Origin of the sequence: Micromonospora sp. NPDC049089 (assembly GCF_040648775.1) — a bacterium.
Lineage (GTDB): Bacteria > Actinomycetota > Actinomycetes > Mycobacteriales > Micromonosporaceae > Micromonospora.
Genome location: NZ_JBEZEH010000010.1, coordinates 1 through 13866 on the forward strand (window position 1 = coordinate 1; position 13866 = coordinate 13866).

General features: G+C 71.8%; 12 protein-coding genes and 1 pseudogene. 9 read left to right on the plus strand and 4 right to left on the minus strand.

Translation table 11 applies throughout. The features are described 5' to 3' along the window. Nucleotides 1-795: 795 nt before the first annotated feature. Genes AB0B48_RS03475 through AB0B48_RS03490 form a run of 4 tightly spaced genes read right to left on the minus strand, consistent with a single transcriptional unit; the run spans nucleotide 796 to nucleotide 6698 of the window. Nucleotides 796-2043 carry an MFS transporter gene (locus tag AB0B48_RS03475; RefSeq protein ID WP_357195285.1) on the minus strand — a complete coding sequence of 416 codons (1248 nt, stop codon included), beginning with the start codon at nucleotides 2041-2043 and terminating at the stop codon, nucleotides 796-798. A 40-nt stretch (nucleotides 2044-2083) separates the two neighbouring features. Continuing rightward, nucleotides 2084-2665, minus strand: coding sequence for an isochorismatase family protein (locus tag AB0B48_RS03480; RefSeq protein WP_357195288.1), 582 nt, complete (start codon nucleotides 2663-2665; stop codon nucleotides 2084-2086). A gap of 51 nt (nucleotides 2666-2716) precedes the next feature. Further along, nucleotides 2717-4003 (minus strand): nicotinate phosphoribosyltransferase, encoded by a 1287-nt coding sequence (locus AB0B48_RS03485; protein WP_357195291.1) that lies wholly within the window; start codon nucleotides 4001-4003, stop codon nucleotides 2717-2719. 16 nt (nucleotides 4004-4019) lie between these two features. Beyond that, nucleotides 4020-6698 carry a LuxR C-terminal-related transcriptional regulator gene (locus tag AB0B48_RS03490; RefSeq protein WP_357195294.1) on the minus strand — a complete coding sequence of 893 codons (2679 nt, stop codon included), beginning with the start codon at nucleotides 6696-6698 and terminating at the stop codon, nucleotides 4020-4022. Between the two features lie 235 nt (nucleotides 6699-6933). Between AB0B48_RS03490 and AB0B48_RS03495 the strand changes: the two genes are divergently transcribed. The 9 genes and pseudogenes from AB0B48_RS03495 (at nucleotide 6934) to rdgB (ending at nucleotide 13835) form a co-directional block, all read left to right on the plus strand. Next, a complete protein-coding gene (locus tag AB0B48_RS03495) occupies nucleotides 6934-8442 on the plus strand; it encodes a hypothetical protein (protein ID WP_357195297.1) in 1509 nt (502 codons plus the stop codon). A 148-nt stretch (nucleotides 8443-8590) separates the two neighbouring features. Further along, complete coding sequence (clpS, locus tag AB0B48_RS03500; protein WP_088946433.1) at nucleotides 8591-8881, plus strand: ATP-dependent Clp protease adapter ClpS; 291 nt, start codon at nucleotides 8591-8593, stop codon at nucleotides 8879-8881. Continuing rightward, nucleotides 8878-9378, plus strand: a complete 501-nt coding sequence (locus AB0B48_RS03505) for a DUF2017 domain-containing protein (protein ID WP_210780952.1) — start codon at nucleotides 8878-8880, stop codon at nucleotides 9376-9378. The genes clpS and AB0B48_RS03505 overlap by 4 nt, the downstream gene beginning before the upstream one ends. 52 nt (nucleotides 9379-9430) lie before the next feature. After that, on the plus strand, nucleotides 9431-9919 hold the full coding sequence (locus tag AB0B48_RS03510) for a M67 family metallopeptidase (protein WP_357195301.1): 489 nt from the start codon (nucleotides 9431-9433) through the stop codon (nucleotides 9917-9919). A gap of 65 nt (nucleotides 9920-9984) precedes the next feature. Continuing rightward, nucleotides 9985-10284: pseudogene (locus tag AB0B48_RS03515) on the plus strand (MoaD family protein); the annotation flags it as partial. Nucleotides 10285-10427: 143 nt separating this feature from the next. After that, on the plus strand, nucleotides 10428-11393 hold the full coding sequence (locus tag AB0B48_RS03520) for a pyridoxal-phosphate dependent enzyme (protein WP_357195306.1): 966 nt from the start codon (nucleotides 10428-10430) through the stop codon (nucleotides 11391-11393). 223 nt (nucleotides 11394-11616) lie between these two features. Beyond that, nucleotides 11617-12360, plus strand: a complete 744-nt coding sequence (locus AB0B48_RS03525; protein ID WP_357195310.1) for an MBL fold metallo-hydrolase — start codon at nucleotides 11617-11619, stop codon at nucleotides 12358-12360. Between the two features lie 135 nt (nucleotides 12361-12495). Next, on the plus strand, nucleotides 12496-13221 hold the full coding sequence (gene rph / locus AB0B48_RS03530; protein WP_203117891.1) for a ribonuclease PH: 726 nt from the start codon (nucleotides 12496-12498) through the stop codon (nucleotides 13219-13221). Beyond that, complete coding sequence (rdgB, locus tag AB0B48_RS03535; RefSeq protein ID WP_357195314.1) at nucleotides 13218-13835, plus strand: RdgB/HAM1 family non-canonical purine NTP pyrophosphatase; 618 nt, start codon at nucleotides 13218-13220, stop codon at nucleotides 13833-13835. The genes rph and rdgB overlap by 4 nt, the downstream gene beginning before the upstream one ends. The last annotated feature ends 31 nt before the right edge of the window (nucleotides 13836-13866 follow it).

Genomic DNA, 13866 nt, shown 5'->3' on the forward strand with positions numbered 1-13866 from the left:
GCGGCAGGGCCGGGGCGGCCCCCCCCGTGCACGGGGGGGCGGCGCCCGTCGCCATTTCCAGTCACTGTCACTCCTACTGCTCGCCCTCGTTCCGGCCGCTCCCCTTCGCTCCCCAGGCCCGCTCGGCGTCGGCCCGTCCCGGGACGGTTCGCTCGGTCCGTTTCTGCCCGGCCTAGCGTTGGACCGGCTCGGTCCGGCCTGGCCTGGTCCGGCCTGGCCTGGTCCGGCCTGGCCTGGTCTGGCCTGGCCTGGTCTGGCCTGGCCTGGCCTGGCTCGGTTCGGCCTGGCCCGGTGCAGCTTGGCCCCGGCTGGCGGCGGCTCGGCCCGTCCGGCGGTGGCGCGGCGCCAGGGCAGGCGAAGTCGCTCATGAGCGTGATGTCTGTGAGTCATCACGATGACTCACAGACATCACGCTTAATGGCGTGTATGCCTGCCGGCTGTCGGGCGGATACCGCGATCTGCAGTTATCCCGGCATGCCTGAGACTGACGGGGCCGATGTAGCTACGTCAGATATTGAGCGCCACGCCCCGCCTCGTGCCCGGCTGCCCTGCCCGGCCCGCAGCGCTCGGCCCGCCCGGCAGGCAGTGTCTGGCCCGCCCGGCAGGCAGTGTCTGGCCCGCCCGGCAGGCAGTGTCTGGCCCGCACGGCCGGCAGTGTCCGGCCTGCAGTGCGCGGCCCCGCCTGCACTGCGCGGCCCTGGCCCGCAGTGCGCGGCCCGGCCTGGGCTGCTGCCCGGGGCGTGCCCGGCTTAGATTGCCCTGTCCGGGCCGGGCCGTTGGATCTGGGCCCGGGTGTCAGCGGGCGGTGAGGGTGAGGTCGGCCTCGGCGGGCGGCGGGGTGGCTGCTTCGGCGATGCGGCGGCGGCGCAACTCGATCGGGAGCACCACCAGGGTGACCAGCGCGCCGAGCGCCCCGGTCACCACGAAGCCCCAGAGTGGCGCACTGGCGTCGATCACCGCGCCGGCGAGCGGTGCGCCGACCGCGATGCCGACGGTGACCGCAGAGCCGTGCAGACCCATCGCTTCACCGCGCACCTCGGCCGGTACCAGGCGGCTGACCGCGTCCGAGCCGGCCGCGATGGTCGGCGCGCAGAGCGCGCCGGCGGGGATCAGCGCCAGGCACAGCAGCCACCAGTGCGCACCGCCCAGCCCCACCGGAATGGTGCACAGGGCCAGCGCGGCGGTCAGTGCCAGCGGGGAGAACGAGCGGTGTACGGCACCGTAGGCGAAACCGCCGGCCAGCGAGGCGACCGCCCAGATGGCCAGGACCACGCCGGTCCAGCCGACCTCGCCGCTGGCTCGCAGGACAGCGACCACCGCCACGTCGGTGCCCCCGAGCACCAGGGTCGCGGCCGCGCTGAGCGCCAGGATGGCGAGCAGTCGCGGGGTCAGCCACTCCCGGCGTGGCACCCGGCGTTGTGGGCCGGTGGGTTCGTTGGCCTCCCGGATCGGTGGGTTGACGACCCACAGGGCGATCCCGGCGGCGACGATGCCGCCGCCAACCAGATACATGGTGGTCTGCGCGGAGATCGCGGTGACCAGGGCCACCGCCAACGCTGGGCCGATCATGAAGGACAGCTCCACCGACATCGAGTCCAGTGCGTAGGCCTGGCGGCGTTGGTCCTCGGGTACCAGCGCGGCGATCGACTGACGGACCACGGAGAAGATGGGCAGGGCCAGGGAGCCGGCCACGAAGGCGGCCGGCAGGAGCACGGGGTACGCCAGGGACGGCGCGGTGGACCAGAAGATCGCCTCAGCGATCGCGGTGAGCACCAGGACCGGGCGCAGTCCACGCCGGTCCACGAGTCGGCCGAGCAGCGGCCCGCCGATCGCCGCGCCCACCGTGACCGCCGCGCCCACCAGGCCGGCCGCCCCATAGCCACGATCAAGATCGAGGACCACGTGGAAGGTGAGCGTCACCCCGGTCGCGGTGAGCGGGATGCGGGCGAGGACGGCAACCAGTAGCAGCGACCGCAGGCCGGGCAGGGCGAGCGCCCGCCGGTAAGGCTTCATGTTCACGTGGGTCCGTACCTCCGGCGACATCCTCGACCGGCGGCGGCCCCTTGGCCAACCAATTAGCGCCTCATGCGGCCCTGATCACAGGCTGGCCGTGCATGAGCACCCCGGCGCCCTCCATCGCGCGTAGGGCCACGTCGGTGGTCGCCGGGGCGACGGCGGCGGTCAACTCCAGCAGCACGGTGGTGGCGAAACCCTCGCGGGCGGCGTCCAGCGCGGTCGCCCGGACGCAGTGGTCAGTGGCTATGCCGACCACGTCGACCCGGTCCACGTCGCGCCGGCGCAGCCAGTCGGCCAGGCACTCGCCGTCCTCGGCATGGCCTTCGAAACCGGAGTACGCCGCCGCGTGCTCGCCCTTGTGAAAGATCGCCTCGACCTTCGCGGTGTTCAGTTCCGGGTGGAACTCCGAACCGCTGGTGCCGACCACGCAGTGCCGGGGCCAGGACTCCACGAAGTCCGGGGGATCGCCGAAGTGGGCACCCGGGTCGACGTGGTAGTCCTTGGTGGCGACCACGTGCGTCCACCGGTCCGGCTCGGCGGCGAGCAACCGGGAGATGCCGGCGGCCACCCCTGCGCCGCCGGCGACGGCCAGCGAGCCGCCCTCGCAGAAGTCGTTCTGCACGTCCACGATGATCAGCGCGTTGGCCATCGGGGGGTTTCCTCTCTCCGCACTGTCGGTCGGTGGTGCTCGGGGGATGGCTCAGCCAGCGGGTACGACGGTGACCGGCACGGCCGGGTCGCCGGCCGAGAGCTTCAGTCCCTCCCACGGGATGGAGATCAGGCACTCCCGCAGGTGCTCCCGTGACTCGTCGAGGGTGGGCAGCGTCACCGACTCGCCGGCGACCACGTACGACTGCTGGAGCAGGCGGTCGTTGGGCTGCCGGTCGGGAACGCCCTGCGGGACGATGACCTCCTCGGTGGCGGTGCCGGTCGGCTTGTGCCGGCGGACCGCTACCTTCCGACCGCCGATGGTGGCCTTGTGCTCGGATCGCTTCACGACCGGCCGGCCCTCGACCTCGACCAATTTGTAGACCAGCCCGGCGGTCGGTGCCCCGGAGCCGGTGACCACGGCAGTGCCGGCGCCGTACATGTCCACCGGTTCGGCGGCCAGCGCTGCGATCGCGTACTCGTCCAGGTCACCGGAAACGATGATCTTGGTCTCGGTGGCGCCCAGCGAGTCGAGCAACTCCCGGGACTGCTGAGCGATCACCGCGAGGTCGCCGGAGTCGATCCGTATCGCCCGCAGGTCCGGCCCGGCCACCGCGATGGCGTTGCGGATGCCCTGGCTGATGTCGTACGTGTCGACCAGCAGCGTGGTGTCCTTGCCCAGCGTGGCGACCTGCGAGGCGAACGCCGCCCGCTCGTCGTCGTGCAGCAGGGTGAACGCGTGCGCTGCCGTGCCCGCCGTCGGGATGCCGTAGCGCGCGCCGGCGGCGAGGTTGGACGTGAACCGGAACCCGGCCAGGTACGCGGACCGCGCCGCGGCCACCGCCGCCTCCTCGTGTGCCCGACGCGACCCCATCTCGATCAGCGTCCGGCCCCGCGCCGCGGTCACCATCCGGGCCGCCGCGGCGGCCACCGCGCAATCGTGGTTGAGCACGGACAGCGCCACCGTCTCCAGCACCACGCATTCGGCGAAGCCGCCGGAGACGGTGAGGATCGGTGAACCGGGGAAGAACAGCTCACCCTCGGCGTACCCGTCGATGTCGCCGGTGAAGCGGTAGTCGGTGAGCCACGCCGCCGCCGTCTCGTCGACCACCCCGGTCCGCAGCAGGAAATCGACCTCGGTGGGGTCGAACCGGAAGTCGCGGATCAGCTCGATCAGCCGGGCCGTCCCGGCGACCACGCCGTACCGGCGGCCGCTGGGCAGCCGGCGGCTGAACACCTCGAAGACGCACCGGCGGTCGGCGGTGCCGTCCTTCAATGCCGCGCTGACCATGGTCAGCTCGTAGTGGTCGGTCAGGAGCGCGGGGCGGTGGTTGCTCACCGCCCCAGCCTAAGGTTCAGCTCGGGTCGCCGCCGTCGTGGCCCGGGATCGAGCGCAACGCCGCCCACAGTTCGGCCCGGGCGGTGACGCCGAGCTTTGCGTAGATCCGCTGGAGGTGGTTCTCCACTGTGCGCGCCGAGAGGTAGAGCCGTTCGGCGATGGCCCGGCTGGGAGCGCCGTGCGCGGCGAGGCGCGCCACCTGCCACTCCCGCTCGGTGAGCACTGGCGCTCCGGCCTGGAGCGCCGGCGTCCGGATCAGGTCACAGCGCCCGAGCAACCCGGCGAGGCGTTCCCGGGCGTCGTTGGCGGCGGCCGAGTGTTGCCGGCGCAGCCGCTGGACGGCCTGGGAGGTGGCCTCTGCGGCGTACACGGTCAACTCCAGGGCGGCGTAGTCGTCGGCGACCGCCAGCAGATCGGTGGGGGAGTCGGTCACCGCGGCGCGGGCGTGCCGGGCCAGCAGCGGCGGGAGCACCCCGTCGACCCGCTCCGAGAGCTCGGCGAGGCGCTGCGCGACGGTGCGGCGGCTGCCGTCGGAGCAGGTGGGGCCGACAGCCATGCCCGCCTGGTCGAGTCGGACGAGGTCGTGCAGGACATGCACCTCGTGCCCGGCGAAGCCGTCGGAGCGCAGCCGGTCCACCAGGTCACCGAGGTGTTTGACCGCGCCCGGCAGGTCGCCCGACGCGGCGAGCGACGCGCCCCGGGCCTGCTCCAGCCACGGGTAGAGCACCGCCATGCCCGGCGCGTGCGTGCGGTCGGCTTCGGCCATCGCCGCAACCGCCTGCGCGGCGTCACCGCGCAGCGCCGCCGCCTGGGCGCGTTCGGCCTGGGCCAGACCGGCGTAGACCCGGCTCGTGGCCAGCACCGCGCAGGCACCCAGCGAGGTCCGCATGGCCGCGTCGCTCTGCCCACGCAGCCGGGCCGCGTACGCCTGGAGGATGGCCAGGTAGCCGGTGCCGAGGCGGAAGTCGCCGGCTCCGGCGAGGTCGGCGAACTCGTCGGCCACGATCGCGTCGATCCCGGCCAGGTCGCCGGTGAGCATGAGCCGGGTGCCTCGGGCCAGTTCCAGGGCCAGCTGGAGGTACGGCATGTCGGTGCGCCAGCTCGCCGCGGCCGAGTGCACCTGGGCGATCGCCGTACCGCTGCGGGTCAGCTCGCCCTGCGCGGCCTGGACGTACGCGATGGTGGAGCGGGCCAGCTCGCGGGCGGCGACGCCTGCCGCCGGACGGTCGAGCACCCGTCGGCTGAGCTGCACGGCGGTGGCCGTGTCCAGGCGGTGCAGGCGCATGATCGCCTCGAATGCGTGCACCCGGGACCGGTCGGCGGAGTCACTGAGCTGCTCGGCCCGGCTTGCGATCTCCTCCACCGTGGACTGCCGGCTCAGCCCCCAGTAGCTGACCATGCCGCGTACGGTCAGCCACCGGCAGAGCCGCCGCTCGTCGCCGGGCTTGGGGGTGACCGCGTCGAGGACGTCGATCGCCTCGTCGGGCCGGTCGGCGAACATCAGGATGGTGGCCAGCAGCTCCGCCGCGTCGTAGCCGCCGTCGGTGTGCAGCGCGGCCCGCGCCAGGCGGGTCGCCAGCGGCACGTCGTAGCGGGTGAACGCCTGCACCGCGGCGTCCAGCAGCAGAGCCGGATCCTGTGCGGTGCCTGAGTCGAGTCGCCAGACCGCCACCCGCAACAGGTCGTCGCGTCGGCGTTTGCCGACCTGCTCGAGCAACTCGGCGAGGTGTGCCTGAAGCCGGCGGGTGCGGCTGACCGGGCAGCGACGGCGCATCACCTCGCCGTAGAGCGGGTGTGCCAGCCGGACGTTGGTGCGCCGGTCGTGCTGGATGACGGTGATCAGCCCGCGTTCCTCGGCGGTCTCCACGTCCGACTGTTCGGCGGCCTGCCTCAGGAGGTGCAGGCCCAGTGGTTCGCCGAACGCGACCAGCTCGACGACCGCGCGGACGCCGTCGGTGAGTTTGCCGACCCGGGTGTCGATGAGGTCGGTCAGGTTGGGCGCCAGCTCCAGTCGCCCGGTCCACTTCCAGATCCCGTACGTGCGCTTCAACTCGGCGCTGCCGTTGGCCGCGTGCACCAGCTCGCGCAGCAGCAGCGGGTTGCCGGCCGACAGCCGGCCGAGCCGGTCGGCCGAGTTGGCGTCGACCGGGCCGCCCAGGATCGCCGCCAGCAGGTCGGTTGTCTCCTCCTGCGGCATCGGGGTCAGCTCGACGTGCTCGACCAGGTCGTCGGTCCAGAGCGCGCGGATCGGCAGCGGGATCTGCTCACCGTCGCGCAGGGTGCCGACCACTGTGGCGTTCTCGGCGCGGGCGACGAGATGCACGAGTGCGGCCGAGGGGGGATCGAGCAGGTGGGCGTCGTCGATGGCGAGCACGATCCGTCGGCCGGCCGCCTGCTGTTGCAGCACGTTGAGCGCCCAGCGCAGGATGCCGGCGGGGGAGAGGCCCTGCGGCTGCTCGGCGGGGAGGACCTGGACGAGCCCACCGAATGGCAGCGCCGCAGTGGTGGCGCTGGCGGCGATGGACCAGATCGCGAACCGGTCGGTGGGCAACGCGCCCACGCCCTCGCGCAGCAGGCGACTCTTGCCGATGCCAGCGCTGCCGCTGAAGAAGAGCCCGCGGCCGGCTTCGCCGGTCACGGCCTCCAGCAAACGGTTGAGCTCATCTGTGCGGCCGACGAACTCCCATCGACTCATTCGCGCAGCATATCGACCGGAATCCGTCCGCGCCCGTACCGTCACCGTGCGAAGTTGAGTAATCGCACAATTACCGCTGAGTATTCGAGGTGTTCCGCCCGGTCGTCGGCCCGCCCGTAGTCTTCCGACATCCGATTGACGTACCGGAAATTCCGCGACCGGATCTCCGGTCACCCGCAACGGGAGGCACCTGATGAAGCAGGGCCCTCTCCCCTCGGTCGATTCGCCGGACGACATGACCGGTCCAGCAGACCTACCGACCTGCGGCCCCCTCCCCACCCGGGTCGGCGTGTCCGGCGCCGCCCCGGATGAGCCGCTTGGTGTGGTCGCCGTTGGCCCGGCCGGTGCTGAGCGGCGTGCTGTGCTGGCCACCCTGCTCGAGCTCGACCCGGTCATGCTCACAGTGCCGGCGGGCAGCTGGTTGGTGATGCGCGACGCCAAGGTGCCCACCCGGGCGGCGTTCGTGCCCGGTTACCGGCAGCCGCACTCGTACGGCGCGGACCGGGACGCCGCCGGTCCGGCGTTGGCCCGCCCGCCCCGGCGTGTCGAGCTGAGCGTGCCCCAGCCGCTGCTGCGGCACTTCACCCTGGTCGACGTTCCGGACACCGCCACCCTCGGTGTGTCCGGCACCCGGGTGCTGCTCGAAGCGGTGGGCCGGGCCGGCGCGTTGCTCTTCGTGATCGCCGCCGACCAGGCCTTCACCGCCGCCGAGTTGAACCTGCTCGCCGAAGTCGCCCCGACCTCGGTGGAGGTCGTCTTCGCGGTCACCCCGGGCGCGGCGGGGTGGGCTCCGCTGGCCGACGGCACGGCGACTACGGAGGGCGCGGGGGCGTCCGTCCCGCCGGTCGGGGATGCGGAGACCGAGGTGGATGCGGTCGCGGTCACTGTGGAGGCGCATCGGGCGGCGCTCCTGGCCGCGGTGCCGGCGCTGGCCGGCGCGCGGTGGTTCCCGGTCGACGGCGCCGACACTGCCGCCGACCTGCGGCGGGCGCTGGTGGGTTGGGCGTCGCGTGAGGGGTTGCAGCGGGCCAGCGTCGACCCACCGATCCTGCCGGGCCAGCAGGGCCGCGTGGCCGTGGCCGCCGATCCGGGTGACTGGTCCGAGCGGCTCGACCGCCATGCCCGCTCGTGTGCTCAGCGGATCCGCCAGCACCTCGCCCTGGAGTTGGCGAACATCCACCTTCGGGCCGTTCAGGAGATCGTGTTCGGAGTCGGCCTTGCCGGCCTACCCGATCTCCTCGACCGTGAGATGGCGGCGTTGTCGTTGTTGGCGACCGCGCAGTGCGACCAGGCGGTGCGCGGCATCATGACCGACGTCGCGTCCCAGGTGCTCGGCGCGCCGCCGGCCGAAGGCGTGCGCCGCCGGATCGCCACCGCTGTGCAGTACGGCCTGGCCGATCACCGGCCCGGCCACGAATTGGACAAGGTGCTGTTGATCACCAGCACGGCGGGCGTGGCCGAGTTGACCGGCCTGGAGGCGATCGACGCCGCCGCCAGCTATCCGATGGCGTCCCGGGACGAGGTGCTCCCGCCCATTGCGGTGGCGCTCTCCGGCGGGTGCTGGCAGCAGTGGCGTACGCCGGGCAACGGCGACCACAGCGCGGCGCGAGCCTGGTCCCAGCGGGCGGTGCGCGAGGTCGAGTTGGGGTTGTCCAGGGAGATCTCCCGACGGTTCGAGGTGATCCGCCTCTCGCTGGGCGTGGTGCTCTCCGATGCAGTCGATCACGGCATTCTGCTCGCCTGACGGCGCGCCCACCGGTTGGTCCGGGTCCGGGCCGGACCCCGCCGCCGATGGCGTCCGGGGCGGGTCGGGAGGGCCCGGGGTGGGTGATCCGCGCCGGTCCGGCGTTCCGGTTCCTCGGTTCCGGGAAACCGGTGGCACGATGGGGGGCATGGCGGCTCCGCAGGTTGCACCGGTCGAGACGCCGGACACTGACGAGGTGCCGGCGTCCGACCGGCAGTGGGTGACGATCGTGTGGGACGACCCGGTCAATCTGATGACGTACGTGACCTGGGTCTTCCAGAAGCTTTTCGGCTACAGCCGGGAGAGGGCCGAACAGCTGATGCTGGACGTGCACCACAAGGGCCGTGCCGTGGTCTCCACCGGTGCCCGCGAACGGATGGAGCACGACGCGTCGCAGCTGCACGCGTACGGGCTGTGGGCGACGGTGGACAGATCATGAGCATGTTCCATCGCCAGGCCGGTCACTACGTCGCCGTCTTCGCCGTCGACGAGGTGCGGGTGCTGCGCAAGGTCGCCTCCGAGGTGGTGGGTCTGCTCACCGACGGCTTCGACCACACCGACCCGGTGGTCGGTCGGCTTTTTCCGGCGGTCTACCCGCAGGACGCTCCGGGCACCGCCGAGTTTCGCCGCTACACCGAGGGCGACCTGAAGACCGCGAAGATCGATCAGGCGGGGGCGATCCTGGCCGCGTTGCCGGACGAGGCCGGCGGCGAGGTGCGGCTGGACGCCGAGGCCGCCGAGGCGTGGTTGCGGGCGCTGAACGACGCACGGCTCGCGATGGGCGTCCGCCTGGAGATCAAGGACGGCACGGATCTGGGCGAGGAGCTGGACGACGCTGTCGCTGAGGACCCGGGTTCCAGCCGGGTGTTCCAGCTTTCGGTCTACGCCTATCTCGGGTATCTACAGGAGTCGCTGCTCAACGCCTTGATCGACTAAGGGTGACCGGCACCACTTCGACCTGTGCCCGGCAGGCGTTAGGCTGGTGCACGTGCTGAGCATCGACCGGTCGATCATTGACGCGATCGTCGCCCACGCGCGCCGGGATCACCCTGACGAGGCGTGCGGCGTGGTCGCCGGTCCCGTCGGCAGTGACACTCCGACCCGGCACATCCCGATGGACAACGCGGCGCGGTCGATGACCTTCTACGAGTTCGACTCGATGGAGCATCTGCGTGTGTGGCGGGAGATGGACGACCGGGACGAGGAGCCCGTCGTCATCTACCACTCGCACACCGCCACCGAGGCGTACCCGTCGCGGACGGACGTCGCCTTCGCCGGTGAGCCGGGGGCGCACTACCTGCTCGTCTCGACCCGTGAGCCCGACTCGGAGGAGATCCGGTCGTTCCGGATCGTCGACGGCGTGATCACCGAGGAGCCGGTCCGTGTCGTGGAGGCCGGTGTCGACCCGCACGCCGTCCAGTCCTACATGTTCGGGCAGAGCCCGGCGACGGTCGATTACGAGTGTTCCGGCCGCTGACCTGTCAGCGCCGCAGCCATCTCGTCCCGTCACCGTAGGCACACCCGATCGAGGAGTTCCCCATCATGGCTATTGAGGTTCGCATCCCCACCATCCTGCGCAGCTACACCGGCGGCGCCAAGGTCGTCGACGGCACCGGCGACACGCTCGCCGATCTGCTCACCGACCTGGATTCCCGGCACGGCGGTCTGCGCGGCCGGCTGATCACCGACGCGGGCACGCTGCACCGCTTCGTCAACGTCTACGTCAACGACGAGGACGTCCGCTTCCTCGGTGCGCTCGACGCGAAGCTCTCCGACGGCGACAGCGTCACCATCCTGCCGGCGGTGGCCGGCGGTGCGTTCGGCTTCGCTGCGGCAGCGGCGATCAGCTCGCACAGCGCTGCGGCAGCGGCGATCAGCTCGCACAGCGCCGCGGCAGCGGCGATCAGCTCGCACAGCATCAGCTCGCAGGGTGCCGTCGACGTGCTGGCCCGCGACGCCGTCGCGGCTCGCTGAGGTCGGCCGCCATGGCGCGGTACGAAAGCCTGCTCGACGCCTGCGGGGGTACTCCGCTGGTCGGCCTGCCCCGACTGTCCCCGACGGCGCCCGAGGGTGCCCCTCCGGTGCGGCTCTGGGCCAAGCTGGAGGACCGCAACCCCACCGGCAGCATCAAGGACCGCGCGGCGCTGTTCATGGTCCGGGCGGCGGAGGAGGCTGGCCGGCTCCGCACTGGTGACACCATCCTCGAGCCGACGAGCGGCAACACCGGCATCTCGTTGGCCATGGTGGCGAAGATGCGCGGCTACCGGCTGGTCTGCGTGATGCCGGAGAACGTCTCCACCGAGCGGGTGCAGCTGCTCCGGATGTACGGGGCCGAGATCATCTTCTCGCCGGCGGCGGGTGGTTCCAACCAGGCGGTCGCCACGGCGAAGCAGATCGCCGTCGAGCACCCCGACTGGGTGATGCTCTACCAGTACGGCAACGAGGCGAACGCGCGGGCGCACTACGAGACGACCGGGCCGGAGCTGCTGCACGACCTGCCCAGCATCACGCACTTCGTGGCCGGGCTGGGCACCACCGGCACCCTGATGGGCACCGGGCGTTATCTGCGGGAAAAGGTCGAGGGCATTCAGATCGTGGCTGCCGAGCCGCGCTACGGCGAGTTGGTCTACGGGCTGCGCAACATCGACGAGGGGTACGTTCCGGAGCTCTACGACGCCTCGGTGCTCTCCCGGCGGTTCTCGGTCGGCACCCGGGACGCGGTGTTGCGTACCCGCCAGCTGGTGGAGGTGGAGGGCATCTTCGCCGGTTTCTCCACCGGTGCGATCCTGCACGCCGCGCTGGCGGTGGCGCACGAGGCGGTGCGCGACGGCCGGCGGGCCGATGTGGCCTTCGTGGTCTGCGACGGTGGATGGAAGTACCTGTCCACCGGCGCGTACGGCGGCACCCTCGCCGACGCCGAGGACGCCCTGGAGGGGCAGCTCTGGGCCTGACCGATCTGGTCTGCCGACTACGGGCCGTCGACATTCGTCGACGGCCCGTCCGCGTTGTGATGTACCGCGAGCAGGTGTCACGTTCGTGACAACTTCCGTTGGATGATTCTTGCTGCCGGGTGCGCCAGCGTAGGCTGCGCAGCGTGGCGTACGCGTCGGTAGAGATCATGGCTGGGACTATCGCCGGCACAGCTGCTACTGACAGTGACAGCGAGACCACTCGATGCGACTGACTGTTCTGGGGAGCGCCGGCAGTTTCCCTGGCCCCGAGTCGCCCTGCTCGGCCTACCTCGTCGAGGCCGACGGTTTCCGGCTCCTGGTCGACTTCGGCTCGGGGTCGCTGTCCAGCCTCCAGCGGTACGCGGGGTTGCACGCCCCGGACGCCATCCTGCTGACCCACCTGCACTGTGATCACATGTTCGACGCCGTGCTCTACGTGGTGGTGCGCCGGTACGCCCCGGACGGCCCCTACCCCGCGCTGCCGGTGTACGCGCCCGCCGGCGCGCCGGACCGGCTCAGCGCCGCCTACGGGGACGACGGTTCGGTGGAGGACGTGTACCAGTTCTACGCGCTCCAGCCGGGCACCTTCCCGATCGGCCCGTTCGCCGTCACCGTCGACCGGGTCAACCACCCCGTCGAGACGTACGGTGTGCGGCTGGAGCACGACGGCCGTTCGCTGTGCTACTCGTCGGACACCGCGCCCTGTGAGGCGCTGCTGCGGCTGGCCCAGAACGCCGACGTGTTCCTCTGCGAGGCCAGTTACCTCGACGGCGTGGACAATCCGCCGGATCTGCACCTGACCGGCCGGGAGGCCGGCGAGGCGGCGACCAAGGCCGCTGTGGGTCGACTGCTGCTCACCCACCTGGTGCCCGCCTGGGGCAGCGAGGCGCACACGTTGGAGTCGGCCGCCGCCGCGTACAGCGGGCCGCTCGAGGTGGTCCGGCCCGGCGCCAGCTACGACATCTGACGCACCGGGTCCCGGGCGCGGGCCGAGGAGTTCGGCTGGCCGGCCGCGGTTGCCGGGTTCCTCGGTGTGCACGACGCGGACGTTCTCCTGGGCACCGCGAGCGGGGTGGATCGCCGCACCGCATAGGGTGCAGGGATGGCGCGACCTGACGGGCGAGGGCCCTCTCAACTCCGACCGGTGACAGTGACCCGAGGCTGGAGCACCCATCCGGAGGGCTCGGTGCTCGTCGAGTTCGGCGGCACCCGGGTGCTCTGCACGGCGAGCGTCACCGAGGGGGTGCCCCGCTGGCGCAAGGGCTCCGGGCTCGGTTGGGTGACCGCTGAGTACGCGATGCTGCCCCGGGCCACCAACACCCGCTCCGACCGGGAAAGCGTCAAGGGTCGGGTCGGTGGCCGTACCCATGAGATCTCCCGGTTGATCGGCCGTAGTCTGCGGGCCAGCATCGACCTCAAGGCGCTCGGCGAGAACTCGATAGTGCTCGACTGCGACGTGCTCCAGGCCGACGGCGGCACCCGCACGGCCGCGATCACCGGCGCGTACGTCGCGTTGCACGACGCGGTGGGCTGGCTCGCCGCCCGCAAGTCGTTGGCCGGTAAGCCGGAGAAGGTGATGCACCGCTCGGTGGCCGCGGTCAGCGTGGGGATCATCGCCGGGGAGGCCCGGCTCGATCTCTGCTACGAGGAGGACGTCGCCGCCGAGGTGGACATGAACGTGGTGTGCACCGGCGCTGGCGACTTCGTCGAGGTGCAGGGCACCGGCGAGGCGGGCGTGTTCGCCCGCGACCAGCTCGACGCCCTGCTCGACCTGGCCGTCGCCGGCTGCGCCGAGTTGGCCGAAGCCCAGCGGAAGGCACTCGCATGAACAAGGTCCTGCTCGCCACCCGTAACCGTAAGAAGCTGGTCGAGCTTCAGCGGATCCTGGACGGCGCGCTCGGCGCGCACCGGATCGCCCTGCTCGGGCTGGACGACATCGAGCAGTACGCGGAGCTGCCGGAAACCGGCCTGACCTTCGGCGAGAACGCGCTGATCAAGGCGCGGGAGGGCTGCCGGCAGAGTGGCCTGCCGACCATCGCCGACGACTCCGGGCTCGCTGTCGACGCGCTCAACGGGATGCCGGGTGTGTTCAGCGCCCGCTGGTCCGGCAAGCACGGCGACGACCGGGCCAACCTTCAGCTGGTGCTAAACCAGATCGGCGACGTGCCCGACGAGCAGCGGGCCGCCTCGTTCGTCTGCACCGTCGCGTTGGTGCTGCCGGGCGGCAAGGAGCACCTCGTCGACGGCCGGCAGTCCGGTCGGGTGCTGCGCGCGCCGCGTGGTGACGGTGGGTTCGGCTACGACCCGATCTTCCTGGGCGACGGACAGGACCGGACCAACGCCGAGCTGACCCCGGCGGAGAAGGACGCGATCAGTCACCGGGGCAAGGCGTTGCGCGAGCTGGCCAAGCTGGTCGCCAAGGTGCTGCCGCCCGCCGCCTGACCCGCGGCGGACGACAGCGACCCGCCGGAGA